Genomic DNA, 26,124 nt, shown 5'->3' with positions numbered 1-26,124 from the left:
CCGCCATGAGTCTTGCGCTGGTGCACAGCCGTGCACGCGCCGGCGTGTCCGCGCCTCCGGTACGGGTGGAAGTGCACCTGTCCGGCGGCCTGCCGCAGACGCATATCGTGGGCCTGCCCGAAGCAGCGGTGCGCGAATCCCGCGACCGCGTGCGCGCTGCCATCCTCTGCGCGCAATTCGAGTTCCCCGCACGCCGCATCACCGTGAATTTGGCCCCTGCGGACCTGCCCAAGGATGGCGGGCGTTTCGATCTTCCCATTGCGCTTGGCATCCTGGCCGCCAGCGGTCAGATCGATCGTAATGCGCTGAACGAATACGAATTCCTGGGCGAACTGGGACTAACCGGCGAACTGCGTGCTGTCGACGGCATCCTGCCCGCCGCGTTGGCGGCGGCGCGGGCTGGCCGCAAGCTCATCGTGCCCTTGGGCAGCGGCGCGGAAGCCGCCTTGGCGCGAGAAGTGGAGGCCTATACGGCGCGCACCCTGCTGGAAGTCTGCGCGGCGTTGAACCGCACCAAACAGCTACCCTTCGCCGTAGCGCCCTGCCCACAACCCAGTCTGATTCCCGACATGGCCGACGTGCGCGGGCAATTGCATGCGCGCCGCGCATTGGAAGTGGCGGCGGCCGGAAATCATCATCTCCTGCTGATCGGCACTCCGGGTTGCGGCAAGACCTTGCTCGCGTCGCGCTTACCGGGGTTGTTGCCTGAAGCGAGCGAGGCCGAAGCGCTGGAGACCGCGGCAATCGCCTCGGTGAGCGGACGCGGACTGGATCCGGCCCGCTGGCGGCAACGCCCATACCGTTCGCCGCATCACACCGCCAGCGCCGTTGCCTTGGTGGGCGGCGGAGCGGATCCGCGACCCGGCGAGATTTCGCTCAGCCACAACGGAGTCTTATTCCTCGACGAATTGCCGGAGTGGGATCGCAAGGCGCTGGAAGTTCTGCGCGAGCCGTTGGAATCGGGAACCGTCACCGTTTCGCGCGCGGCGCGCAGTTCGGAATTCCCCGCGCGTTTCCAACTGGTCGCAGCGATGAATCCCTGCCCCTGCGGCTGGGCCGGCGATCCGTCGGGACGCTGCCGCTGCAGTCCGGAGAATGTCCGCCGTTACCGCGCCAAAATTTCCGGCCCGCTGATGGACCGTATCGATCTGCATATCGAAGTACCGCGGCTGCCGCCGCAGGACCTGCGCCCGGACGCGCCCACGGGCGAACCCACCCTTGCGGTGCGGCTGCGCGTGGAAGCCGCGCGCACGCTCCAGCATGCGCGCGCGGGCAAGGCCAATGCACAACTCGGGCAATCCGAAACCATGGCTTTCTGCCGCCTGGAAGACCGCGATCAGGCGCTGCTTGAGCGCGCGATCGAGCGCCTGCAGCTCTCGGCGCGCTCCATGCACCGCATCCTGCGGGTGGCGCGCACCATCGCCGATCTGGCCGGCGAACAGAAGATCGGCACGGCGCACCTGACCGAGGCGCTGGGTTACCGGCGCGTGGATCGTGGTGCGATCCAAAGCGCAGCGTAGCTCTGCCCCTCCCTTGCGAAGCCCCCAAAGGGGACTTCCTTCGGGGCGCAGGGAGAGTTGGGGAGGGGTGCTCTTCGCGAACAACCCTCCGCACCTGCCCTTCGCTTGATCAGCTCTATCCCCTGAGAAACAGATCAAGATCAAAAGCACCCCTCCCCAACCCTCCCCTGTGCTGCGCACAAGGGAGGGGGCAGAGCACACCCCCTGCCTTGCGTCACATGCGCCAGCCACCGCCGCATGCTCCACTGCCCCGCGTATTGCCCATCGCCACCCCGCTTTAACCACGCCTGCCGGATGCTCGCCATCCGCACCTCTACCCTCGCTTTTGGAGAGCCGTCAGATGTCGAACAAACCCGCCCAGCGCTTCCTGTTCCCCGCTACCGCTCTGCTGCTGTCGCTTTCCATTTCCACCGCGCTGGCCCAGGACAAGGCGACCGCCGCGCAACGGATCGCTGGCACCGAGCTGATTCCGCGCGATGCCTTGTTCGGCAACCCCGAACGCTCGAGCGTGCTGATCAGTCCCGACGGTAAGACCCTGAGCTGGCTGGCGCCGGTCGACGGCGTGATGAACGTGTGGGTCGCTCCCGCAGCCGAGCCTTCCAAGGCGCGCGCGGTGACCAGCGACAAGGCGCGCGGTATCCGCAATTATTTCTGGTCGTACCAGCCCGACACTCTGCTGTACCTGCGCGACAGCGGCGGCGATGAGGATTTCCATCTTTTCAGCGTGGATGTCGCCACCGGCAAGGCTACCGACCTCACGCCGTTTCCGAAGACCACCGCACAGGTGGCCGGCACCAGTCACGCGCACCCGGAGTCGATCCTGGTCGGCATGAACGACCGCGACCCCAAGTGGCACGACCTCTATCGCGTGGACCTGGCCACCGGTAAACGCACGCTGGTGGAAAAGAACGAGGACGAGATCGGCGGCTACCTGGTCGACGACGATTACAACCTACGCTACGCGACCAAGTCGCGTCCCGACGGCGGCCAGGACGTGCTTCAGTCCGACGGCAAGGGCGGTTGGAAGAAGTACGACGACATCCCGTTCGAGGATTCGCTTTCCACTCAGCCCGCCGGACTGACCACCGACGGCAAGACGCTGTACATGGTCGACTCGCGCGGCCGCAACACCGCGGCGCTATACGCAATCGATGTCGCCAGCGGCAAGAAAACCCTGGTGTTCGAGGACAAACGCGCCGATGTGGGCAATTCGCTGGCCGACCCCCAGACCGGCGTGGTGCAGGCGGTCGCGGTCGATTATTTGCGCGAGCAGTGGTCGCCGCTGGACGCCGGCATCGCCGCCGATCTGAAGAAGCTGGAAGCGATCGGGCCGGGTGAGGTCGGCGTCAACGCCCGCACCTACGACGACAAGACCTGGATCGTGGCGTATTCGGCGGCGGAAGCGCCGGTCGTGTATTACCGCTACGACCGCGGCGGCGACGGCAAGCTGACCAAGCTGTTCTCCGCGCGTCCGGCGCTGGATGGTAAGCCGCTGGTTCCGCAATGGCCGCAGGAAATCAAATCGCGCGACGGCCTGACCCTGGTCAGTTACCTGACCCTGCCCAAGAGCGCCGACGCCAACGGCGATGGCAAGGCCGATGCCGCGGTGCCGATGGTGCTGATGGTCCACGGCGGTCCGTGGGCGCGCGACGGCTACGGTTACAGCGGCACCCCGCAGTGGCTGGCCAATCGCGGCTATGCGGTGCTGCAGGTGAATTATCGCGGCTCCACCGGCTTCGGCAAGGCGTTCACCAACGCCGGCAACGGCGAATGGGCGGCGAAGATGCACGACGATCTGCTGGACGCGGTGCAGTGGGCGGTGAAGGAAGGCGTCACCACGCCGGACCAGGTCGCCATCATGGGCGGCAGCTATGGCGGTTACGCCACGTTGGTCGGCGTCACCTTCACACCAGATGCGTTCAAGTGCGGTGTGGACATCGTGGGTCCGTCCAATCTCAACACGCTGCTGAGCACGGTGCCTGCGTACTGGGCCAGTTTCTACGAGCAGCTGGCCAAACGCATGGGCGATCCGCGTACCGAGGACGGCAAGAAATGGCTGGTGGAGCGTTCGCCGTTGACTCGCGCCGATAAGATCACCAAACCACTGCTGATCGGCCAAGGCGCCAACGACCCGCGCGTGAAGCAGGCCGAGGCCGACCAGATCGTCAATGCGATGAAGGCCAAGAACATCCCGGTCACCTATGTGCTGTTCCCCGACGAAGGCCATGGCTTCGCCCGGCCGGCCAATAGCAAAGCCTTCAATGCGGTCGCGGAAGGCTTTCTCGGCCAGTGCCTGGGTGGGCGCGCGGAACCGATCGGCAACGATTTCGAAGGTTCCAGCATCAGTGTGCCGACCGGCGCGGACGGCGTGCCGGGATTGGCGGAGGCGCTGAAGACGCACAAGCAGGAAATCAAGAAGTAACAGCGCTTCACTTTGGTCGTCATCCCTGCTCAGGCAGGGATGACGAGGGAACTGTTGCTGGGAGAAATTTCTGCCAGGTCGAATGTGGGCTCCGACGATGGCTTGTGGCGAAACACTCCGAAAAAGTCTTCTTGGCATGCCCGCCCTGACAACCGGCGTGTCCATAGGTTGCCGGACTTCCTACGATGATTCCTCGATCCGCCATACCTCGCCCGCCGGGTCCAGCTCCATCGTCACCATCTCCTCGCCACGCCAGCCGAAGCCGCAGATCGCCAGCGCTCCTTCGCTGATGGGGTTCAGGCCGAATACCTGCTCCAGCGGCACTTCGTTGATAGCGCAGGTGATGTAGGCGCCCAGGCCGGCCTCGGTGGCGGACAGGTACAAGGTCTGCGATAGATGCCCCGCTTCCAGCGTAATGGCCCGATAGGCCTTGGCGTGATTGCGGTATTTCCAGAAGGAGCGGTCGTAGCGCGGCGCCATCAACACCATGACGTGCGCGTTGGCGAACCAGTCCTGCTGGGCGACGGCCTGCATGGCCAGGTCGCGTAGAGGTTGCTCGGGCCACGGCAACGGTTCCAGCGCGTGCGTGGTGGAGTGGTAGTGGTACAGGCCGGGCGCGAGACCTTCGACGTTCTGCACGATGAGATAGGCCTCGACTGGGTGCAGGCCGCCGCCCGAAGGGCTGGTTTTCTTGAGGAAGACGGTGTCGTCGCTGACCCGCACGTGCGATTGGGCGGAAAAGACGCGCTCGATGAGTTGTGCGAACAGGGCGTACGGCAATGGCCGGTCCGCATCGAAGTTGCGGCAGGTGGCGCGGCGCGCGAGGAGGTGGTCGAAGTCGGTGCGGGCGGTCCGCGGCAGCGGGATGCGCTGACCTTCGTCGCCACGGCCCATCGCTTCCACCGGGGGCGCGCCGAGGACCTGGCGCAGTTCGCTCGCGGTTTCGGTGCCGGTGTCCTGCATCGCCTGCACGGCGTCGGCTTCCTGCCAGCGGGTGAAGGTATGCAGGGTCGCGGCTAGCGGGTGCCAGTACACTTCACGCAGCGCTTCGTCGCGTTCGCGGTGGGCGATGTGGGCTTTGCCCGAACCGATTACCAGCCCGCTCTTCAATAATTCCTTGAGAGCCGACGCTTCTCCGGAGACTTGATTACTGTCGACCCACTCATCCGGACTCAGCATGCCGAGGAGTTCGCGCTCGGCGGCGTCGACTTCGATCTCTTCCCCAAGATGCGGGGCAAGCGCCACCCAGCGACGCTCACGAATTAGTCCGTTGCCACCTTTTAGTAATGTACCCAGGTCAAACTCGACCGCCTCACGTGGTTCCAAGTACACGACCTTACAACGACGAATCCGCATCAGCGCACACCTCAGATAGTTTTAGAACGGTATTCGTTGACAGGCCAAATTCGCCATGTTAACCAGCTTGTTCCTCGCCCCAATGAAACGCCCAACAGACAGGAGCTGAGCATGCACGCGAACGCTATCAAGTTTGACTCAACGGCACCATCGTCAAAAAAGACATCCGCACGTATCGACCCGTAAGTGGCCGACCGGCTGCTTGAGCTGCTGGGAACGGACGATATGTTTCGTCAGCTTTTCAAGAGTGATCCGCGACAAGCATTGCAAAAAGTGGGTTTCATTGAGTCAGCATCTGAAGGTTCGCCTGCGGACTGCTTCACGGGCATACAAAAGCTAGCTTCCAAGGCTGAAATTTTGGGGTCAAGGGCAGAACTGAGGACTATGCTGACTTCTGGGCTCATGCAAAGTCCCATTCAGTTGAACGTTCCCTCCGCTTCTCCCAGACTGCGTAGATAGACAACGTCCAAGTGCTCCGCGAACAGCAGATTCAATCTCTTCGCCCGGTCGCATCTGACAGGACCGACCAGAAAAGCACCTTCGTGGTGCTTTTCTTTTTTGACGTAATCCACAGTTATGGTTGTTTAGAAACACGGACAAGGCTAGATTGTTGCCCGACAGGCCTGCAACGGGCCTTGGCAAGGGGAACAACATGGCAACGAAGAAGACGGGCGCGTCGGGGAAGGCCGCGCCTCTGGATCCGAAGGTCGCGGGCAAGCTGCTGGACAAGCTGAGCACGGACAACGAGTTTCGCCGGCTGTTCAAGAAAGACCCAAAAGCTGCGCTTTCAAGCGTCGGATACAAAGAACCCCAAGGGGGCACCGGCCTCAAACGGATCTATGACTGCTGCAAGATTGATCGCATTGCCCCCAAGGCTGCCATCGTCGAGGCTCGTGCAGCGTTACTGGATTCGATGACCAAAGGATTGGGGCAGAGCCCCATTCAGTTAAATGTAGCCAGCAGTGCGGAGCGACGCACACGCAAGTGATCCGGTAGACCGGCGGTTTGCCACTGCCGGTCAAACTGCGCAAGCGCTTGCCTTGCCTTTTCAGTGCGTCCCAGTGACGCCTGAAGTTCAGCCGTGCGCAGGTGTGCGAGCGTCGTATCGGCTACGTTCAATGCCTGCTGGCACCAGGAGCAACCGAGTTCGCTGTACGCGCGGCCACGATTGCGGGTAAGCCAGGCCGCCTCGTTCAACGCTTTTTCGTTCTTCGCAGCCCCCGCATAAGCTTCGAGCAGAGCCTGGTGAGTCTGGAACGGCTCGCTGCCATCCACCGTCGCTTCAAGCGTGCTCACGGCCGCATCGGTCTTTCCAGCCATGCGCAGATCGTTCGCTTTCAGCGCCACGTAAAGGGACCCAAGCGGCGGAACCTCAAGCAATTGCCGACGCTCTTGCAACGCCCGCATAATCCGACGTGCCAGTCGAGTATCGCCCATACGCTGGGCGAGAAGACCGGCAGAAAGAGTCAAGTACATATCATCGACCGCTTCGGAATTTGCCGGGGACGCAGGAACAGCGGCAAGGGATTCATCCACAATCGAATTCAGTAGACTCAGAGATGCCTCAGATTCGCCCTCCAGCCAATGCACAACAGCGAGTGGATACGTAGCCTCTCGCGCCCGCAATAAACGATTGCCAGCAAGTGCTTTTAGTCCATCAGCTTCCTTGCGGGCTTCTTTCCAACGACCCTGGTCCAGGTAAATACTTACTAGATCGAATGGAACGCCGGAACCTGCATTCCTGGGCCAAGCCTTTTCTGCGAAAGAAAACTGACGTTGCGAAGCATAGGTATTCGCAAGCCGCAATGCGGCCGAAGTGCCATCCGCCGCACCAGCCTTTCGGAATGCCTGCTCGGCTTTTTCGTACTGCTCAAGGCATAACGCTAGTCGCCCCACCAGATCCCAGGATAGAGAAGAAAATTCACTCTTCGGTGACGTCGCTCGAATGGCGAAACTTTGTCCTTCCGAACAGCGATTGCGCCCATGCAACGCGTAGCCAACATTGGCGGATGCGCGGAAGAAGTCAGGATAGAGGTTGGCCATCAGTTGCCATTTTTCAAGCGCCCTTGCTGGGTCGTCCACTTCGGCAGCCCACGCTTCCAGGTACAGCTGGTCTCGTGGCGGCAGACTCTCTCGCAGCTTCAATGCCGTCCGAAGGTATGGGACGCCGCCTGACAGGTCGTTAATCGCGTTATGTGCGCGCAACAGGCCGATATAGGCCAACGCGAACTCTGGATCTATTTTCGTTGCGCGCGCATAGAAATCCTGCGCTTCTTTATACCGGCTACGCGCGAAAGACTTTTGTCCTAAGGCATAAGCCCTCAGAGCATCGAGATTCCGGGTAGTTACTTGCGGAAGCGGCTCGGAATCCTTTTCGATGGAAGCCAGGGCTTCTCCGAGTTTTCCTCGAAGTTTAGCTGTGACTGTATCAATCGAATCCAACGCTGTTCCCGCGCCCACACCATCCGCCGTTTCCGCATACACCGTCGTCTGCGTACGCGGATCGATGACCTCCGCGCTGACCCGCACCCGCCCGCCCACTTCCGACACCGTCGGCAAAATCACCGCCCTCACGCCGTCGCGCAGCGCGATCTCCGACGCCACCGAACGGTCCAGCAAAGTCCCCGGCTTACGCTGCATGCGCGCCAACGTGTCGCGCGCCTTCATGTCGCTCAACACATTGACATAGCGGGACTGCTCCAGACTGATGCGGAACGCCTGCGACAGCGAATCGTCCAGCACCTTCTCGCCGGTCAGGTTGCGCAGATCGCCCACTACCACCCAGTCGCGCTCGGCGAAGGCGATGGCCGGCTGCGGCTTGGTCAGGAACCAGGCGCCGATGCCCAAGCCGGCCACTAGCAGGAGCTCCACCGCCAGCGCCGCCGGCCGCCGCCACAGCGGCGTGTCGCGCCAGGCCTTGGCGATACTGGACGGCGAGCGCAGGGGAGCGATGCCGACTTCGCCTACTTCGTAGATTTCCTGCGCTTCCGGCACGCCTTTGAAACGCCAGCGCCCGTAGGACTTCCACAGCAGGTTCTGCCCACGTTCGCCCAGCTCGCGCGCGGCGCGATGGGTCAGCGATTCGGCCACGGCCGAGAGCAGGATCTGGCCAGGGCGCGCCAAGGTCATCAGGCGCGCAGCCATCGGCTTGGCCAGGCCTTCCACTTCCAGCGGCTTGGCCCCGACCAGCACCGCCGCATCGCTGTTCTTCCAGGTCAGCACCTCGCCCACATGCAGGCCGGCGCGCGCCTGCAGCTCCAGCTCGCGCGCCTTACCGAGCTCGCGCAGGCCGCGCGTGTAATCCAACGCGAAACCCAGTCCGTCGATGGGCCGCTCGAACAGCAACAACAGCCCATCGGAACGGTCGATCAGACGCCCGCGCCATTCCTGCTGCAGCTTCAGCACCAGGCGATCGTGTTCGCGGAACAGTTCCGAAGCCGGCGTATCGCCCAGACGTTCCACTAAGCCCGTGGAATCGACAAGATCGGTCAATAGCAGCGTCCGCAGTTGCGGACCTTCGAGAGGGAGACGGCCGATATCGTTCATCCCGTCAGGACTCCACCTTCAGTCCTGCCACTCGACGCGGTCGCCGCCGACGCTCTTGGCGCGATACAGCGCCTGGTCGGCTTGCGCGTACCAGTCGTTCCAGTCGCGGCTGGGATCGATCAGGCAGGCACCGACACTCAGGGTGGTGATCAGCGGCGGCGAGGGTTGCATCTGCTGCAGCGCGCGCGCGGTGGTGACCACGAAATCGGCATAGCGCAGCATCTCTTCGCGGTTATGGGCCCTGAGCAGTAGGCAGAATTCGTCGCCACCCAGCCGGCACGCGAAATCCTGCGAAGCGGACAGCGAGCGCAGGATGTTGGCCACGCTTTGCAGTACGCGGTCGCCGAGCAGATGCCCATGCAGGTCGTTGACGTCCTTGAAACGGTCGCAATCGATCAGCAACAGGCCATAGCCGTGATAGCCGCCATTATTGCGCCCTTGCTCCAGGAACATGGCCAGGCCGCGGCGGTTGTACAACGAAGTCAGTTCGTCGGTACGGTTGAGTTCTTCGCTCTTGTCCAGGCGGTGCGAGGTGACCCGCAGGCTGTCGAGCGCGGCCTGCAATTCCTGATTGCGGCGACGCAGACGGTGGATCAGGCCCTGCTCGTTGGACACCACGCGCATGATGGCGCGACGCAGGAAATGGGAAACCAGCCCGGCATTGCGATCGACCAGCACCTGGAATTCCTGGCTCTGCAGTTCCAGCAGCACGCCCTCGGCGATGATCGTTGCGGACGCGGTGCGCGCGTGATCGCCGATCAGCAATCCCAACTCGCCGAAGAATTCGCGCGCGCCCAGATGCTTTTCGTTGAGGTCTTCGCCGAAGTCCAGCGCCACTCCGCCCTGCAGGATGACGAACATGGTGGTACCCAGCTCGCCGCGGGCGAAAAGTCTCTCGCCCACGGTTACCGCACGCACGCGGCCGACCTGTGCGAAAAGCTCGCACTCTTCCGCCGACAACACCGAAGTGGTCGGATCGTTGGGCAGTTCCTCTGCGGCCGGATGCACTGGCGGGTAGCCAGCGACCAACGCTGCGGTCTCCGGGTTCATCTCACGCCCCAATTCGCGAACCCGGAGGATATCATCAGAAAGTGCGCCCGGAAGTGCTGTGACGGCCGGATTCGGATGTGTGGCTAGGGGGACATAGCAGGGCCTTGGGTGCTCCAAGACCCTACGGAATTTCGGGATGAGCCTGCTGCCTCAGAGCCGCTCCCCCGTTGAGGGCAGCGTCCGGGTTGATTGCGTGCCCTGGCGGAAACCGCTCTTGGCGCGCTCGCGTTCTCTGTTGATGTCGGCCACCGTTCTGCATACGGTTACGGCACGCCTGCTTCCGGTTGGGCGCTCCAGCCTGCAGACCTGCCGCTCTTCTTCGGCGTTGTTGGCGAGCTTCCTGATCCACTCGGCCTTGTCGGCCACTTCCTTCTGCTCCATCTCGTTCAAATCGCCGAGCGTCTGCTTGCCCTCCAGCAATGCGAACAGTTGGTCCTGCTTGGCGAGGAGCTCAGCTCGCTTGGATTGTGGGATCGCATCCCAACCGCGCGCTTCGGTCTGCACGTCTTTTCGGATTTTCTGTTGCTGGGCGACGAACTCGCCGACTGATTGCTTGGTATTGATCGTACCGGCCTGGGAGTCGGACATGGCCGCGAGGACTAGTACTGCCAACAGCGATCCGGCCATTTTCATTTTCAAGCTCATGTTTCCTCCTGCTCTCGTTGGTAAACCGCCAAACATAGCGGCCCGTGGGGAATTTCACCCGTACAGTAACCGATAATACGCGAGAGAGCCGGGCCTCAGGCGGCCTTGTCGCCGTGGAACTGTTCCTCCTCGGTCGAACCCTTCAACGCTGTGGTCGAAGACTGACCCTGCTGGATGGCCTGGGTCACGGCGTCGAAATAGCCCGTACCCACTTCGCGCTGGTGCTTGACCGCGGTGAAGCCGCGGTCGGCGGCAGCGAATTCGGCTTCCTGCAGCTCGACGAAGGCGCTCATCTGGCGGCGGGCATAGCCATGGGCCAGGTTGAACATGGAGTAGTTCAGGGCGTGGAAGCCGGCCAGGGTGATGAACTGGAACTTGTAGCCATAGCCGGCGATTTCCTTCTGGAACTTGGCGATGGTGGCGTCGTCCAGGTTCTTCTTCCAGTTGAAGCTGGGCGAGCAGTTGTAGGCCAGCAGCTTGCCCGGGAACTTGGCGTGGATGGCCTCGGCGAATTTCCTGGCGAACTCCAGGTCCGGCTTGCCGGTTTCGCACCACACCAGATCGGCATAGGGCGCGTAGGCCAGGCCGCGGCTGATGGCCTGGTCCAGGCCATTACGGGTCTTGTAGAAGCCCTCGACCGTGCGTTCGCCGGTGACGAAGGCCTTGTCGTTGGCGTCGATGTCGCTGGTCAGCAGATCGGCGGCTTCCGCGTCGGTGCGCGCGACCAGCAAAGTCGGCACGCCCAACACATCGGCGGCCAGGCGCGCGGCATTCAATTTCTCGATGGCCTCACGCGTGGGCACCAGCACCTTGCCGCCCATGTGGCCGCACTTCTTCACGCTGGCCAGCTGGTCCTCGAAATGCACGCCGGCGGCGCCGGCTTCGATCATCGCCTTCATCAGCTCGAACGCATTGAGCACGCCGCCGAAACCGGCTTCGGCGTCGGCCACGATCGGCTGCAGGTAATCGACGCTGTCGTCGCCCTCGGCATGGTTCAGCTGATCGGCGCGCAGCAGCGTGTTGTTGATGCGCTTGACCACTGCCGGCACCGAGTCGGCCGGGTACAGCGACTGGTCCGGGTACATCTGCCCGGCCAGGTTGGCGTCGGCGGCGACCTGCCAGCCGGACAGATAGATGGCTTTCAGGCCGGCCTTGACCTGCTGCATGGCCTGGTTGCCGGTGAGCGCGCCTAGCGCATTGACGAAGTCTTCCTTGTGCAGATAGCCCCACAGCTTTTCGGCGCCAAGGCGGGCGATGGAATGCTCCACGTGCACGGTGCCGCGCAGGCGCACCACGTCAGCAGCGGTGTAGTTGCGGGTGATGCCGGCCCAGCGCGGGCTGCTGTCCCAGTCTTTCTGGATCTGTTCGGCGGTCTGCTGTGTGGTCATGGTCGTTGTTCCGTAGAGGTGGTAGTTCGTGGGAGCGCCGTCCCGGCGCGAGCTTCTTGGTCGGTGGCAGAAAATGTCTTGCTCTGATTACCTCGTGGGAGCGCGTCTTCACTTTTCGATTCACTCGGAAGAAGAGCTCGCGGCGGGACGCCGCTCCCACGTTCCTTCGTCGCTCAATCGAGGTATTCGTACGCGGGCAAGGTCAGGAATTCGGCCAGTTCGTCGTCATGGCTGAGCTTGTCCAGCAAAGCGATGGCTTCGGCGATGCGCTTGCCGCCCGGCAGCGCATCGGTATCGCCCAGCCGCGCCGGCAAGTTCAGCAGCGCACGCTCCAATAAGGCGAAATCGATCAGGGTGCCGTCGGCAAGGTGCAGATTCTCCGAATGCAGCCACTGCCACAGCTGCGTACGGGAGATCTCCGCGGTGGCGGCGTCTTCCATCAGCCAGTGGATGGGCACGCAGCCGTTGCCGTCCAGCCACGCGGCCAGATAGCGCACACAGACTTCGACGCTGCCCTCGAAACCGGCGGTGGTGATGGTGCCCAGCGAAGGCTTGATCAGATCGTCGCGACCGACCTTGACGTCATCGCGCAACACGCCGTGCTGATTCGGCGCCGGCATGTGTTCGTCGAAAATATCGCGCGCAATGGGGATCAGCGCCGGGTGCGCGACCCAGGTGCCGTCGTGGCCAGCGCTGACTTCGCGCAGCTTGTCGGCGCGCACGCGAGCCATCGCCTGCTCGTTGGCGGCCTCGTCGCCACTGATCGGAATCTGTGCGGCCATGCCGCCCATCGCATGCGCGCCGCGCTGGTGGCAGGTCTGGATCAGCAGTTCCGAATAGGCCTTCAGGAACGGCTGGGTCATGGTGACCTGGCCGCGCTCGGGCAGCACCTTGTCGCGGTGGCGGCGGAAGGTCTTCAGATACGAAAAGATGTAGTCCCAACGCCCGCAGTTCAGGCCGACGATGCGGCTGCGCAGCGCATGCAGGATTTCGTGCATCTCGAACACCGCCGGCAGCGTTTCGATCAGCACCGTCACCTTCATCTGGCCTTGCGGCAGACCCAGTGCGGCTTCGATATGCGATAGCGCGCTTTCCCACAGCGCCGCTTCTTCCATCGATTGCAGCTTGGGCAGGTAGAAATAGGGGCCGCGATCCTTGGCGGCCAGCAGCTTCGCGTTGTGGAAGGCGAACAAAGCCAGGTCGAACAGACCGCCGGCGATCGGGGTGCCGTCGACCGACACGTGCTTCTCGTCGAGATGCCAGCCGCGCGGACGTACGATCAGCACGGCCTGTTCCTCGAACGGCTTCAGGGCGTACTGCTTGCCGGGAGCGCCATTGGCAGCGGGTACGGTGAACTGCAAGGTGCCGGCCACGGCACCGATCAGCGACTGCTGGCCGGCGACCAGGTTGGCCCAGGTCGGCGAAGTGGAGTCCTCGAAATCGGCCATGAACACCTTGGCCCCCGAGTTCAGCGCATTGATGACCATCTTGGGATCGACCGGGCCGGTGATCTCCACGCGGCGGTCCTGCAACGCGCTCGGCAAGGCGGCGACCTTCCACTCGCCCTCCCGGATACCGCGGGTGTCCTCGCGGAAATCCGCCAGACCGCCGGCGTCGAAGAAAGCCTGCCGTTCGATGCGAGCGGCCAGGCGGGCCTGGCGCTGGGGTTCGATCAAACGGTGCAGCGAGGCCAGCAGCTCCAGCGCGGCCGGAGTGAGCAAGGCGTCCTGCCCGGGCGCGCTGGCCGTCACTTCGACCCCATTGGGGCCGTGGGTGGGGTGGGCGAGTACTGCGGACATGACAGGCTCCTGGTGTTCTCAAGCTGGGCCCGTACCGTGCTCCCGCACTATCTATTTGACAACACAGTTTTATCAATGCAATTAATAAGCTCAGCTTATATGGTGCATCGCAATGCCTGACAAGCCCATCGCAACCCCCCGATTTCCTTACAAATCGGACCGGCTCAAGCCCTTGCGGGCCTTCTGCCAGACCGTGCGTTTGGGCTCGGTTTCGCGCGCTTCGGAGGCCTTGTATGTCAGCCAGCCGGCCATCACCCTGCAGTTGCAGGCGCTGGAGCGCGAGCTCGGGGTGGGGTTGTTCGAGCGCAGCGGCCGGCGCCTGACCCCGACCCGCGAAGGCCAACTGTTATACGAACTGGCCCAGCCGCTGGTCGAAAGCCTGGATGGGCTGGGCGGCAGCTTCCGCGAAAAAGTCCGCGGCCTGGACGCGGGCGAACTCAACATCGCCGCCAACAGTTCGACGATCCTCTACCTGCTGCCCAAGATCGTGGAGCACTTCCGCAGCCAGCATCCCGAAGTGCGCCTGACCCTGCACAACGCGGTCAGCGCCGACGGCACCGACCTGCTGCGGTCCGATGCCGTGGATCTGGCCGTGGGCTCGATGCTGGACGTGCCGCAGGACCTCAGCTACGAACCGGTCTACCGTTTCGAGCCCCTGCTCATCGCCCCGCCCGATCACCCGCTAATCAGGCAGCGCACGTTGAAGCTGGAGGATCTGTCGCCTTATGGACTGATCTTGCCGCCGAAAAGACTGGTGACCTATCGTCTGGTCGATCTGGTGTTCCAGCAGAACCGCGTGCCCTATACGGTGGCGCTGGAAGTGGGCGGCTGGGAGGTGATCAAGCAGTACGTGGCCATGGGCATGGGCATTTCCATCATCACTTCGATCTGCCTGACCGATGCCGATCGCGACCGCCTGGCCGCGCGCTCGCTAAGCCAATGGTTCCCTGCCCGCAGCTATGGCGTGGTGGTGCGCAAAGGGAAATATCTTTCGCCGCAGGCCCGCGCTTTCATCGAACTGATCCAGCCGGATCTGTTCACGCGCCGCAGCTACGACGACACCGGGCCTTCGGAACGCTAGCAACTCGGGACCGTCTCGGACCTCAACCTCAGTGCCATAGACCGAGAACACGGCCGAACAGGACGAACTGAGCGGCATGGTAGCCGCCGTCTATGAGCCAGAGCTTGAAGGAGCGCTGTGCGAGTTGGTAGTTGATGCCGAAACTGGCTGCGACAAAATCAACGCCTGCCAAGGCGCCCGCACCTGACGATCGCTGGATGACGCGTCAGGCCCCTTTGGCGATCTCTCTCAGGAACACCGGAAGATCCGTGGTCGGCGGAAAGACAGAGAGATGATAGAGCATGTCCGCCACATGGCCTCGGTGATAGGTCGTGTGGTTGACCACATGCAGCAGGATGTCGTTGCGCGACAGGGAACCATTGCCACCGCCAATGAACTCGAAGTCGACGATCTCCTCCCGCTGATCGGTATCCAGAGAGTCGGCGTAACCCACATACCAGGCATCCATGGCGAGTTGATTCGTCCGCAGTTCCTCGAATGCCGGGTGCTCATCCGGATTGCGCGTCGTATATCCATGCGCCTCTCCGAGCAGATGGGCCTGCCATACCCGGTCCATGGCATAGGAGTGATGAAGCGTGCGGAGGATGCTGCCGAACAGGATCGGCCGCGGCGCGATCAACTCCTGCTCGGGCAGTTGGGCGACCGTCGACAGGAACAATTCGTCGGCCCAGGCCTTGTAGCGGGTCAAGGTCTGCAGGTGATTCATGTACTTCCTTGTTGCATCAAGCCGAGCGCCCAGCGTGCGAAGAGCCACGCAATGATAAGCCATACGCCAACGATGGCCGCGGCTGCGGAATAGCTCACTGGTTTGATCGCGGCTTGTTCCGCCCGCGCCCGCGCCGCTTCAATCACCTCGGGCGGCGTGAGTCGCACCACCAAGGCCAGGCCCAGCGGAATCAGCAGAAGATCATCGAGATAGCCGACGACCGGTACGAAGTCCGGAATCAGATCGATGGGGCTGAGCGCATATGCCGCAACCAACACCGCCAAAATTCTGACCAGAAACGGCGTTCGCGGATCGCGGGCCGCGAAATACACGGTAAGCGTATGCCGCTTCAGCTGCTTGGCTTGGGCTTTGAGCGTAGCGAGTACTTTCATAGCGGGTAGCGACGGAACAATGCGCTACGTACCCGCTGAAGTGCTCTGCCCTATCCACAACCGATTTCCATCCGGATCATCGAAGCGGAATTCCTTCATGCCGTAGAAAGACACCTCCAGCTCGGGAATATCCAACCCATTCTCGCGCAATTGCCGGTGGTACTCGCCTATGTCGTCCGGATACAAATAGAGAACGGAGGTGCGGGGAATCTCCGGGTGGACGTTGATCGACTGATCCACCATCAGACGGCACTCGCCGAAACACAGCATCGCCCAACGCCAATCGTCGTTTCTCTGCTCGACGCTGAAACCGAGCTTTTGATAGAACTCGACGCTCGCAGGCATGCTTCTGACTGGCAACATCGGGATGAGGCGGGTCATCTTCATAAAGATCTCACAATGTCGAAATACAACGCCTGAGCTAAGCCGATCTGTTAAGCGCGTCCGGCTCTAGTGAACTGTTAGGTGCCATTATCACGTCGCGACCCACCGAAAATAAGCAGAAGAGTCGATATCGCGAGTACCACCCAGCAAAGCACATAGACCAGCCCGAAGAGCCAGACCAAGCCAAACAGAACAGAAGCAGTAGCGTCAAGATCGATCGCTCTAGCAACCCATGACGACAAGCCACAGACAAGAGCGCACAACCATGAAGCAAAGGCCAATTTCTTAGTGCCATTAACTATGGCCGCATCTGACATCTCAGTCATGGTACCTAACACCCGAACTAGGTCGACCCGCGAAGCGGGTTCGGCTGGAATGAATCGCTAAGCACCCAGCCAATGCGCAATGCGGGATGCCCCTGCGTATACGCCCCAGATAGTAACCCCGCAAAGGACAAGCAGCGTGGCAAGGCGTATCTCCGCGAATTTGTCATCGACATAGTCGCCGCGCTCAAATGATTTGGTGTCGCGGACAAAGACCCAGCGCACGGAAGCCAGAGTCTTCTGCCAGGATCCGAATAGCAGCGAAACCCAAGCCCGGCAGAGCGGAATCGACGCGGCAACCGACAAAGCCAGAAGCAGCGGGTGCTGTACTTCTCCGGATATCCCTAATAGCACCTAACACCTGAGTTGAGCCGACCCGCAACGGGACGGTTATGAGCCGAGATTACAGCAGAATCCGAACGTTTCGACGAAGGCGAGACACAGATTCGGTTCGAATGAATTATCGGCGACTCAAAGGCCGCAGACCCGCCAGCCGCGTATTCACAAACCACTTCCCCCGCAAATGCAATGATCGAAGCCCCATTGGTTTGCGGTGACGGATTCGGTATGCCCACGGTTTGGCGGATCCTCGGTCGTTGGTTACGTTTGCGCCGGCGGATCCGGCGTTGGCAGCCGATCGCCATGCAGAAGCCGCTGCCGGCCGAAGAACCGCTGCGTTCCCAGTTGCTCAGTGCCGAGCAGATGGAATGGCACGGCAAGGCGCTGGCGCGCGAGCATCGCGTGCACCTGCACCCGCAGCCGGACCTGTTGCTGTCTCGGTTGAAGGAAAACGAAGGCCTGCTGGACGACGCCAACACCCTGCTTACCAAAATGGTGCAGGACGATGTGCGCATCACCCCCGCGGGCGAGTGGCTGCTGGACAACTACTACCTGATCGAAGAACAGATCCGCACCGCGCGCCGGCATCTGCCCAAGGGCTATAGCCGGGAACTGCCTTCTTTGAGTCAAGGCCCTTCGGCCGGACTGCCGCGCGTCTACGAATTGGCGATGGAAGCCATCGCCCACGGCGACGGCCGCATCGACGCCGAGACCCTGAGCCTGTTCGTGGCGGCCTATCAGTCGGTCACGCCGCTGAAGATGGGCGAACTGTGGGCCATTCCCATCATGCTGCGGCTGGCGCTGATCGAGAATCTGCGGCGCATGGCGGTGCGGGTGATGCGCGACGGCGTCGACCATCGCCTGGCCGGCGAATGGGCCGACCTGCTCAACCAAACGGCCGACAACGTTCCCAAGAATGTGGTGCTGGTGGTGGCCGACATGGCGCGCTCCAGCCCGCCGCTGTCCGGCGCATTCGTGGCCGAACTGACCCGCGGCATACACGGGCGCAGCGCGGTGCTGGCCATGCCGATGAGTTGGATCGAGCAATGGGTGACCGACAGCGGCCACAGCATCGAGGCGCTGGTGCACGCCGAGAGCCAGCAGCAGGCGTCGGATCAGGTGTCGATAAGCAACAGCATCGGCAGCCTGCGTTTCCTGGCCAACATGGACTGGCGCGAGTTCGTGGAAACCATGAGCCTGGTCGACGAGACCCTGCGTGAGGATCCGGCCGGCACCTACGCGTCCATGGACTTCAGCACCCGCGACACCTACCGGCATGTGGTGGAAAAAGTGGCGCGGCTCAGCGGCGCCAGCGAAATGGAAGTGGCGCGCTGCGTGATGGAATTGGCGCAGGCGAACGCCACCGCACGCGATATCCACTCGCACGTGGGCTACTACCTGGTGGACGACGGCATCGCGCAGACGAAAGCGGCGGTGGCCGCATTGGAAACCGCGCGCAAACCAGTGCGCCTGCGGCCGCGCAGGATTCCGCTGGCGGTCTATCTGGTGCCCATCCTCGTGGTCGCCCTGGCCTTCACCTGGGCCTTGGTGGCCGAGGCCAGCGCCGGCCGCTTCGATTGGGCCTGGCTGTGCCTGATCGGCGCGTTGGGCGTTATCGCCTTCAGCGAATTGGGCATCGCTCTCATCAACTGGACGGCGACGGTGCTGGTGGCGCCGCAGCCGCTGCCGCGCATGGATTACTCCGAAGGCCTTCCCGCCAGCGCGCGCACGCTGGTGGTGGTGCCGAGCATGATCGGCAGCATCCAGGGCATCGATGCGCTGGTCGAAGGGCTGGAAGTGCGTTTCCTGGCCAATCGCGACGCCCATCTGCACTTCGGCTTGCTGACGGACTTCCTGGATGCCGACCAGCAAGAACTGCCGGGCGACCAGGCACTGCTGGCGCATGCGGTGCATCAGGTGGAACGCCTCAATGCGCGCTACGCGCCGGAGAGCCACGACCTGTTCTTCCTGTTCCACCGTCCGCGCGAATGGAATCCGCGCGAGAGCGTGTGGATGGGCCGCGAACGCAAGCGCGGCAAGCTGGCCGCGTTGAACCATCTGCTGCGCACCGGCGGCGGCGAGGCCTTCCTGAAGGTCGCCGGCAATACCGGCGTGCTGACCAACGTGCGTTATGTGATCACCCTGGATACCGATACCCGCCTGCCGCGCGATGCCGCGCGCGAGTTCGTCGGTACTCTGGCTCACCCGCTCAACCGCGCGCGCTTCGACGAGAAGAAGCGTCGGGTCACGCGCGGCTACGGCATCCTGCAGCCCAGCGTGGGCAGCAGCATGAGCGGACGCATCGCTTCGCGCTACGCGCGCATGTACGGCAGCGAGCCGGGCATCGATCCGTACACGCGCACGGTGTCGGACGTGTACCAGGACCTGTTCGGCGAAGGTTCGTTCGTGGGCAAGGGCATCTACGACGTGGATGCGTTCGAGCGCGCGCTGGAAAACCGCTTTCCCGAGAACCGGATCCTCAGCCACGATTTGTTGGAAGGATGCTACGCACGGGCTGGACTGGTCAGCGACGTGCGTCTGTTCGAGGACTATCCAGCGCGCTATGCCGCCGATGTAAAGCGCCGCTACCGTTGGATCCGCGGCGACTGGCAGCTGTTGCCGTGGTTGTTGCCGTGGGTGCCGCGTCACGGAGGCGGATTCGAGCGCAATCCGCTGTCGTGGCTGTCGCGAGGCAAGCTGCTGGACAACCTGCGCCGCAGCCTGGTGCCTGCCGCAGCAACCACCTTGCTGGTGCTCGGCTGGGCGCTGCTGCCGCAGGCCTTGGTATGGACGTTGTGGGTGCTTTGCCTGTTGCTGCTGCCGGTGCTGGTGCCGGCATTGCGCGACGTGTTCGCCAAGCCGGTGGACATGGCGCTGGAGACGCACCTGCTGCAGGTGCTGAAATCCTGCGTGCGCCAACTGCTGCGCGCCGCGGTGAACCTGGCCTGCCTGCCCTACGAAGCGTACTTCAGCCTTGGCGCCATCCTCCGCTCGCTGTGGCGCATGGGTTTGAGCCATCGCCATCTGTTGCAATGGAATCCCTCCAGCGAGGTGGAGCGCAGCCTGGGCAGCGGCTTCGGCGCGGAATTGCGCAGCATGTGGTTCGCGCCGGCGTTCTCCCTCGCCACCGCCGCCTTGCTGGTGAAGTTGAATCCGATGGCGCTGTGGGTCGCCACGCCGATCCTAGTCCTGTGGTTCGTCTCGCCGGCGCTGATGGCGTGGATGGGCAGACCGCCGCGACAGAAGTTCGCCGAACTGTCGCGTCCGCAGCTCGCCTTCCTGGGGCGCCTGTCGCGCCGCACCTGGGCCTTCTTCGAGACCTGGATCCGAGAGGAAGACCATTGGTTGCCGCCCGACAATATCCAGGAGCACCCCACCCTGGTGGTCGCGCGGCGTACCTCGCCGACCAACATCGGCCTGTCGCTGCTGGCCAACCTGTCGGCGTTCGACTTCGGCTACCTGCAAATGGGCGGGCTGATGGAACGCACCCAGCGCGTGCTGGCCACCATGGAAATGCTGCCGCGCCATCGTGGGCATTTCTACAACTGGTACGACACCGAAACCCTGCGGCCGCTCCCGCCGCACTACATCTCCACCGTGGACAGCGGCAATCTGGCCGGACACTTGCTGACCTTGCGCCAAGGTTTGCTGGCGCTGCTGGACGCGCCGATCCTGGCCCGCTCCACCTTCGCCGGTCTGGCCGATACTTTGGGCGTACTGGAAGAAGCACGGGTGACTGCGGGTATCAGCGGCGGCGTCGAGCTGGACGCGGCGCTCGACGCTTTTCGCGAACAACTGCATGCCGTGCGTGAACAACCGCCGGTATCGCTGCCGGACGCAGACCGCGTGCTGGCGTCGTTGGCGGCCCAGGCCGCGACGATTCTGTCCGCATGGCCGATACCGGAAGCGACGGAGTTCGATCCCGAGCCGCACTGGCCAAGCCTGCTGGCCAACGCCTGTCGCGCCGCGCGTGAGGAACTGCTGTTGTTCGCGCCCTGGCTCGCCTCGCCGAACGAGACGACGGGCGAACCTCCGCAGGCGGCGACCGCCGGGCGCATCCCGACCCTGAGCGAACTGCGCGCGCAATCGCACGACCCACTGGTGCAGAGCCGTGCGCGCACGCGCATCCACGATCTCGAGCGGCTCGCGCACCTGGCCGGCCAGTATTCGCTGATGGAATACGAATTCCTGTACGACCGCGGCCGGCATCTGCTGTCGATCGGCTACAACGTGGACGAACGGCGCCTGGATCCTGGCCATTACGATCTCCTGGCCTCGGAGGCGAGGTTGTGCAGTTTCGTCGCCATCGCTCAAGGCCAGCTGCCGCAGGAAACGTGGTTCGCGCTGGGACGGCTGCTGACCGAAGTGGACGGCGATGCCACGCTGCTGTCGTGGAGCGGCTCGATGTTCGAATACCTGATGCCGCAGCTGGTGATGCCCAGCTATCCGGACACCTTGCTGGACCAGACCTCCAAACATGCGGTCGATGCGCAGATCCATTTCGGTGCGCGGCGCAACGTGCCCTGGGGCATTTCGGAATCCGGCTACAACACCGTCGATGCGCGCATGAACTATCAGTACCGCGCGTTCGGCGTGCCCGGCCTGGGTCTGAAACGCGGCCTGGGCCAGGATCTGGTGATCGCGCCCTACGCCAGCATGATGGCGCTGATGGTGGCGCCGGAAGCGTCGTGCCAGAACCTGCAGCGTCTCACCGAACTCGGTTTCAGCGGGCGCTACGGCATGTACGAGGCCATCGACTACACGCCGAGCCGGGTGCCGCGAGGGCAGGATCACGCGTTGATCCGCTCGTTCATGGCCCACCACCAGGGCATGGGTTTCCTGGCGCTGGGCTACCTGCTGTGCGATCAGCCCATGCAAAAGCGTTTCATGGCCGATGCCGAATTCCAGGCGACCCTGTTGCTGTTGCAGGAACGCATCCCGCGCACCGGCGTCTTCCATCCGCACGAAGCCGAAGCCACCGGCGTGCGCAGCACGCCGACGGCGACTGAAACGCAGCTGCGCGTTTTTCGCGATCCCAACACCGCCAGGCCCGCGGTGCAGATGTTGTCCAACGGCCGCTATCACGGCCTGTTGACCAGCGCCGGCGGCGGCTACAGCCGCCTGCGGGACATGGCCGTGACCCGCTGGCGCGAAGACGGCACGCGCGACCACTGGGGCAGTTTCTGCTATCTGCGCGACGTCTACAGCGGCGAGTTCTGGTCCGCGGCTTATCAGCCGACCTGTGTGCCGGTGGACCAGTACGAGGCGATCTTCTCCGACGCCAAGGCCGAGTTCCGCGGGCGCAAACGCGGTTACGACTCGCACCTGGAGATCGCGATCTCGGCCGAGGACGACATCGAACTGCGCCGCCTGACCATCAGCAACCGTTCGCGCCGCGCCCGTACCATCGAGATCACCACCTACGCCGAAGTGGTGCTGGCGCCGTCGATCTCCGACGAAATGCATCCGGCTTTCAGCAACCTGTTCGTGCAGAGCGAGATCGTCCGCGACAAGCAGGCGCTGCTGTGCACGCGCCGGCCGCGTTCGCACGACGAAGTTCCGCCGTGGATGCTGCATCTGGTGGCGGTGCACGACGCCGACATTAACAGCATCTCCTACGAAACCGACCGTGCGCGCTTTCTGGGCCGCGGCAATACCCCGCGCAATCCGCAGGCCCTGTCTTCGCTGGAGACCTTGTCCGATTCGGAAGGGTCCGTGCTGGACCCCATCGTCGCTATCCGTTGCCGTATCACTTTGGCGCCGGACCAAACCGCCATGGTCGACATGGTCACCGGCGTCGGCGCCGATCGCACGGCATGTGCGGCGTTGATCGATAAGTATCGCGACCGCCGTCTGGCCGACCGCGTGTTCGATCTGGCCTGGACGCACAGCCAGGTCGTGCGCCGGCAGATCAATGCCTCGCAATCGGACGCGCAACTCTATGAGCGCATCGCCGGACTGATGGTGTACGCGCATCCGTTCCTGCGCGCGGACAGCGCGGTGCTGATGCAGAACCGTCGCGGGCAGTCCGGGCTGTGGGGGCATTCTATTTCCGGAGACTTGCCGATCGTGCTGGTGCAGATCGCCGACGCAGCCAATATCGAACTGGTCCGGCAGATGGTGCAGGCGCATGCGTACTGGCGTTTGAAAGGCCTGAACGTGGATCTGGTGATCTGGAACGAAGACCAGGCTGGCTATCGGCAGCAGTTGCAGGAACAGATCCTGGGATTGGTTTCGGCCGGACCGGAAGGCAATGTGTTGGACCGCCCGGGCGGCATCTTCGTGCGGCCCGCGCAGCAGATCTCGCAGGAAGACCGCATCCTGCTGCAGACGGTGTCGCGCGTGGTGATCAGCGACCAGCGCGGCACACTGGCCGCGCAGGTCGGTCGCCACATGGCGCCGGAGCGCACTGTTCCGCTGCTGTTCGCCGAGGGCACGGTCCCGCTGCCGGACATGCCGCCCAGCGAAGATCCCTTGTTGGGATTGCCCCCGGCGGGCGTATCGAGCGAAGACGATCCCTGGCCGTTCGAAGCGATGGCCGAAGAGTTCCTGTTCGACAACGGCACCGGCGCTTTCTCCGCCGATGGGCGCGAATACGTGATCACCTTGCGCGAAGGCGCACCCACGCCCGCGCCCTGGTCCAACGTGATGGCCAATCCGAAGCTGGGCACGGTGGTCAGCGAAAGCGCGCCGGGCTACACCTGGTTCGAGAACGCGCACGAGTTCCGCCTGACGCCGTGGAACAACGATCCGGTCGCCGATGCCGGCGGCGAGGCCTTCTACCTGCGCGACGAAGAGACCGGGCGGGTCTGGTCGCCGATGCCGTTGCCGCGCCGCGGCAGCGGCGCCTATCGGACGCGCCACGGTTTCGGCTACAGCGTGTACGAGCACGTCGAGGACGGCATCGCCAGCGAATTATGGGTGTACGTGGCGCTGGAGGACGCAGTGAAGTTCTCGGTGCTGAAACTGCGCAATCTTTCCGGGCGCACGCGCAAGCTGTCGGCGACCGGCTATGTGGAATGGATACTGGGCGACATCCGGGTGAAATCGCAGATGCACGTGGTCAGCGAACTGGATGGCGGCAGCAACGTGCTGACCGCGCGCAATCCCTACAACACCGAGTTCGGCGGACGCGTGGCGTTCTTCGACGTGGACGGCCCCGCTTCTGATGTGGGGCATGGCCGCACTTTCACTACCGACCGCACCGAATTCCTGGGCCGCAACGGCGATCTCGGCGAGCCGGCGGCGATGCTGCGCGAGAAGCTTTCCGGCAAGTTGGGGGTGGGGTTGGATCCGTGCGCCGCGCTGCAGGTACAAATTCGCCTGGCCGTCGACGAAGCGCAGGAAACCGTGTTCCGTCTGGGCATCGGCAGCGATCACCGCAGCGCGATCCAGCTGGCGCAGAAGACCAAAGGCCCGGGCGCCGCGCACGACGCCTTGGACAGCGTGCGCATCCATTGGCTGGACACCTTGAACGCGGTGCGGGTGAAGACCCCCGACCCCAGCGTCGATGCGCTCGCCAACGGTTGGCTGCTGTATCAGACGCTCGCCTGCCGTTACGTCGCCCGCAGCGGCTATTACCAGTCCGGCGGCGCGTTCGGATTCCGCGACCAGTTGCAGGACACCATGGCCACGGTACACGCCAATCCCGCGTTGACCCGCGAACACCTGCTGCTCAGCGCCGCGCATCAGTTTACGCAAGGCGATGTGATGCATTGGTGGCATCCGCCGCAAGGCCGCGGCGTGCGCACGCGCTGCTCGGACGATTTCCTATGGCTGCCGCTGGCGGCGTGCCGCTACCTGCAGGTGACCGGCGACCTCGGCGTGCTGGACGAAAAGGTGCGCTATATCGAAGGGCGTCTGGTCAACCTGGAGGAGGAATCCTATTACGACCTTCCAGTGAACTCGAACATCCAACAGCCGTTCTACGACCATTGCGCGCTCGCCTTGAAACGCGGCACCGAGTTGTTGGGCGAACGCGGCCTGCCGCTGATCGGCACCGGCGACTGGAACGACGGCATGAACCGTGTAGGCGAAGCGGGGAAAGGCGAAAGCGTGTGGCTGGGTTTCTTCCTCTACGACATCCTGACGCGCTTCGGCGACATCGCACTGGCACGCAACGATGAGGCATTCGCGACTTACTGCGCGGAGTCGGCCGTGCATCTGCGCGAGAACCTGGAAGCACACGCTTGGGACGGCGATTGGTACCGGCGCGCCTGGTTCGACGACGGCACGCCGTTGGGCTCAACGCAGAGCGACGAATGTCGGATCGACTCGATTTCACAGAGCTGGTCGGTGCTGTCCGGCGCCGCCGATCCGACGCGCGCGCGGCGGGCGATGGCGTCGCTGGACCGGTATCTGGTGAAGCGCGAGGCGGGCTTGATCCAACTGCTGGATCCGCCCTTCGACAAGACTCCGCACGATCCCGGTTATATCCGCGGCTACGTCCCCGGCGTACGCGAGAACGGCGGCCAGTACACGCATGCGGCGGTGTGGTCGGCCATGGCCTTCGCGCATTTGGGCGATCACGAAAAGGCCTGGGAGCTGGCCGGCATGATCAATCCGATCAACCACGCCAGCACCGCCGAAGCCGCCGCCGTGTACAAGGTGGAGCCCTACGTGCTCGCCGCCGATGTCTATGGTGTCGCGCCGCACGTCGGCCGCGGAGGTTGGACCTGGTATACCGGTTCGGCAGGCTGGATGTACCGGCTGCTGACCGAGTCGCTGCTAGGCCTGCACCGGGAAGGCGATCATCTGTCATTGAAGCCCTGCATTCCCGCCGACTGGACCGAGTACAAGCTGCAGTACCGCTACGGCGAGAGCCTGTACCTGATCAACATCAGGCAGCTCGACGGCGGAACAGCGACACTGAGCGTGGATGGATTCGACCAACATGGCCTGCGCTTTCAGTTAGTGGACGACCAATCCATCCATCATGTGGAAGCGACCTGGCCGCGACCGTCCGCGCAATGAAACGTATGCCGAGCGCGCGCGATCGGCTGGACGCGGACTTGGAGAATTTGGAGCGCATGCTGCCGGTTTGGCGCGAAAAGCTGCGTCACGAGGCGCAGTTCTGGCCGCAGTTCGATATCTTGGCGCAGGAAATACTGGCCCGCGCCGACCCGCAGGATCGTCAATAACGACGCATCGACGCGATGTTAACGAAACATACG

General features: G+C 63.3%; 17 protein-coding genes. 7 read left to right on the top strand and 10 right to left on the bottom strand.

All coding sequences use genetic code 11. From position 1 onward, the window contains the following. The first annotated feature begins 5 nt into the window (after window positions 1–5). On the top strand, window positions 6–1,520 hold the full coding sequence (locus tag J2W94_RS11575) for a YifB family Mg chelatase-like AAA ATPase (RefSeq protein WP_310093382.1): 1,515 nt from the start codon (window positions 6–8) through the stop codon (window positions 1,518–1,520). Between the two features lie 340 nt (window positions 1,521–1,860). Next, the gene (locus tag J2W94_RS11570) at window positions 1,861–3,942 is read left to right on the top strand and encodes a S9 family peptidase (RefSeq protein ID WP_310093380.1); all 2,082 of its coding nucleotides are present in this window, start codon (window positions 1,861–1,863) and stop codon (window positions 3,940–3,942) included. A gap of 180 nt (window positions 3,943–4,122) precedes the next feature. On the opposite strand, the gene J2W94_RS11565 is transcribed toward J2W94_RS11570, so the two are convergent. After that, the gene (locus tag J2W94_RS11565; RefSeq protein ID WP_310093378.1) at window positions 4,123–5,298 is read right to left on the bottom strand and encodes a putative peptide maturation dehydrogenase; all 1,176 of its coding nucleotides are present in this window, start codon (window positions 5,296–5,298) and stop codon (window positions 4,123–4,125) included. Window positions 5,299–5,484: 186 nt separating this feature from the next. Between J2W94_RS11565 and J2W94_RS18190 the strand changes: the two genes are divergently transcribed. Together J2W94_RS18190 and J2W94_RS11560 are read left to right on the top strand one after the other, a co-directional pair. Then, on the top strand, window positions 5,485–5,757 hold the full coding sequence (locus J2W94_RS18190) for an NHLP-related RiPP peptide (RefSeq protein ID WP_430540588.1): 273 nt from the start codon (window positions 5,485–5,487) through the stop codon (window positions 5,755–5,757). Window positions 5,758–5,950: 193 nt separating this feature from the next. Further along, window positions 5,951–6,286 carry an NHLP-related RiPP peptide gene (locus J2W94_RS11560; RefSeq protein WP_310093376.1) on the top strand — a complete coding sequence of 112 codons (336 nt, stop codon included), beginning with the start codon at window positions 5,951–5,953 and terminating at the stop codon, window positions 6,284–6,286. Here the strand turns inward: J2W94_RS11560 and J2W94_RS11555 are convergent. The 5 genes from J2W94_RS11555 to aceB form a co-directional block, all read right to left on the bottom strand. Beyond that, a complete protein-coding gene (locus J2W94_RS11555; protein ID WP_310093375.1) occupies window positions 6,241–8,844 on the bottom strand; it encodes a putative peptide modification system cyclase in 2,604 nt (867 codons plus the stop codon). The genes J2W94_RS11560 and J2W94_RS11555 overlap by 46 nt on opposite strands. Window positions 8,845–8,862: 18 nt before the next feature. Further along, window positions 8,863–9,894 (bottom strand): GGDEF domain-containing protein, encoded by a 1,032-nt coding sequence (locus J2W94_RS11550; protein ID WP_310093372.1) that lies wholly within the window; start codon window positions 9,892–9,894, stop codon window positions 8,863–8,865. A 150-nt stretch (window positions 9,895–10,044) separates the two neighbouring features. After that, window positions 10,045–10,539, bottom strand: coding sequence for a hypothetical protein (locus tag J2W94_RS11545; RefSeq protein ID WP_310093369.1), 495 nt, complete (start codon window positions 10,537–10,539; stop codon window positions 10,045–10,047). A gap of 95 nt (window positions 10,540–10,634) precedes the next feature. Next, window positions 10,635–11,927 (bottom strand): isocitrate lyase, encoded by a 1,293-nt coding sequence (aceA, locus tag J2W94_RS11540; RefSeq protein ID WP_310093367.1) that lies wholly within the window; start codon window positions 11,925–11,927, stop codon window positions 10,635–10,637. Between the two features lie 173 nt (window positions 11,928–12,100). Further along, window positions 12,101–13,726, bottom strand: coding sequence for a malate synthase A (gene aceB / locus J2W94_RS11535; protein WP_310093365.1), 1,626 nt, complete (start codon window positions 13,724–13,726; stop codon window positions 12,101–12,103). A 112-nt stretch (window positions 13,727–13,838) separates the two neighbouring features. Between aceB and J2W94_RS11530 the strand changes: the two genes are divergently transcribed. Beyond that, complete coding sequence (locus tag J2W94_RS11530; RefSeq protein ID WP_310093363.1) at window positions 13,839–14,807, top strand: LysR family transcriptional regulator; 969 nt, start codon at window positions 13,839–13,841, stop codon at window positions 14,805–14,807. A gap of 28 nt (window positions 14,808–14,835) precedes the next feature. Here the strand turns inward: J2W94_RS11530 and J2W94_RS18185 are convergent, their stop codons facing one another. Genes J2W94_RS18185 through J2W94_RS11515 form a run of 4 tightly spaced genes read right to left on the bottom strand, consistent with a single transcriptional unit; the run spans window position 14,836 to window position 16,292 of the window. After that, complete coding sequence (locus tag J2W94_RS18185; protein WP_430540587.1) at window positions 14,836–14,979, bottom strand: hypothetical protein; 144 nt, start codon at window positions 14,977–14,979, stop codon at window positions 14,836–14,838. Window positions 14,980–15,012: 33 nt separating this feature from the next. Further along, entirely contained in the window at window positions 15,013–15,513 is a 501-nt protein-coding gene (locus J2W94_RS11525) for a DinB family protein (protein ID WP_310093360.1), read from the bottom strand. Next, window positions 15,510–15,905 (bottom strand): YkvA family protein, encoded by a 396-nt coding sequence (locus J2W94_RS11520; RefSeq protein ID WP_310093358.1) that lies wholly within the window; start codon window positions 15,903–15,905, stop codon window positions 15,510–15,512. Before J2W94_RS11520 ends, J2W94_RS11525 begins: the two co-directional genes overlap by 4 nt. Before the next feature lie 24 nt (window positions 15,906–15,929). Further along, entirely contained in the window at window positions 15,930–16,292 is a 363-nt protein-coding gene (locus J2W94_RS11515; RefSeq protein WP_310093356.1) for a VOC family protein, read from the bottom strand. Between the two features lie 962 nt (window positions 16,293–17,254). Here J2W94_RS11515 and J2W94_RS11510 point away from each other — a divergent pair. Together J2W94_RS11510 and J2W94_RS11505 are read left to right on the top strand one after the other, a co-directional pair. After that, the gene (locus J2W94_RS11510; protein WP_310093355.1) at window positions 17,255–25,924 is read left to right on the top strand and encodes a GH36-type glycosyl hydrolase domain-containing protein; all 8,670 of its coding nucleotides are present in this window, start codon (window positions 17,255–17,257) and stop codon (window positions 25,922–25,924) included. After that, a complete protein-coding gene (locus J2W94_RS11505) occupies window positions 25,921–26,091 on the top strand; it encodes a hypothetical protein (protein ID WP_310093352.1) in 171 nt (56 codons plus the stop codon). Before J2W94_RS11510 ends, J2W94_RS11505 begins: the two co-directional genes overlap by 4 nt. The last annotated feature ends 33 nt before the right edge of the window (window positions 26,092–26,124 follow it).

This window comes from Pseudoxanthomonas sacheonensis (assembly GCF_031455975.1).
GTDB classification, from domain to species: Bacteria; Pseudomonadota; Gammaproteobacteria; order Xanthomonadales; family Xanthomonadaceae; genus Pseudoxanthomonas_A; species Pseudoxanthomonas_A sacheonensis_A.
Note: the sequence above shows the minus strand (reverse complement) of the source record. Positions and strands in the feature narration are given on the sequence as shown.

Excerpts from the sequence above, each read along its gene's own strand:
- J2W94_RS11575 (WP_310093382.1), top strand. The coding sequence starts at position 6 with ATGAGTCTTGCGCTGGTGCACAGCCGTGCACGCGCCGGCGTGTCCGCG.
- J2W94_RS11570 (WP_310093380.1), top strand. The coding sequence starts at position 1,861 with ATGTCGAACAAACCCGCCCAGCGCTTCCTGTTCCCCGCTACCGCTCTG.
- J2W94_RS11565 (WP_310093378.1), bottom strand. The coding sequence starts at position 5,298 with ATGCGGATTCGTCGTTGTAAGGTCGTGTACTTGGAACCACGTGAGGCG.
- J2W94_RS11560 (WP_310093376.1), top strand. The coding sequence starts at position 5,951 with ATGGCAACGAAGAAGACGGGCGCGTCGGGGAAGGCCGCGCCTCTGGAT.
- J2W94_RS11555 (WP_310093375.1), bottom strand. The coding sequence starts at position 8,844 with ATGAACGATATCGGCCGTCTCCCTCTCGAAGGTCCGCAACTGCGGACG.
- J2W94_RS11550 (WP_310093372.1), bottom strand. The coding sequence starts at position 9,894 with ATGAACCCGGAGACCGCAGCGTTGGTCGCTGGCTACCCGCCAGTGCAT.
- J2W94_RS11545 (WP_310093369.1), bottom strand. The coding sequence starts at position 10,539 with ATGAGCTTGAAAATGAAAATGGCCGGATCGCTGTTGGCAGTACTAGTC.
- aceA (WP_310093367.1), bottom strand. The coding sequence starts at position 11,927 with ATGACCACACAGCAGACCGCCGAACAGATCCAGAAAGACTGGGACAGC.
- aceB (WP_310093365.1), bottom strand. The coding sequence starts at position 13,726 with ATGTCCGCAGTACTCGCCCACCCCACCCACGGCCCCAATGGGGTCGAA.
- J2W94_RS11530 (WP_310093363.1), top strand. The coding sequence starts at position 13,839 with ATGCCTGACAAGCCCATCGCAACCCCCCGATTTCCTTACAAATCGGAC.
- J2W94_RS11525 (WP_310093360.1), bottom strand. The coding sequence starts at position 15,513 with ATGAATCACCTGCAGACCTTGACCCGCTACAAGGCCTGGGCCGACGAA.
- J2W94_RS11520 (WP_310093358.1), bottom strand. The coding sequence starts at position 15,905 with ATGAAAGTACTCGCTACGCTCAAAGCCCAAGCCAAGCAGCTGAAGCGG.
- J2W94_RS11515 (WP_310093356.1), bottom strand. The coding sequence starts at position 16,292 with ATGAAGATGACCCGCCTCATCCCGATGTTGCCAGTCAGAAGCATGCCT.
- J2W94_RS11510 (WP_310093355.1), top strand. The coding sequence starts at position 17,255 with ATGCAGAAGCCGCTGCCGGCCGAAGAACCGCTGCGTTCCCAGTTGCTC.
- J2W94_RS11505 (WP_310093352.1), top strand. The coding sequence starts at position 25,921 with ATGAAACGTATGCCGAGCGCGCGCGATCGGCTGGACGCGGACTTGGAG.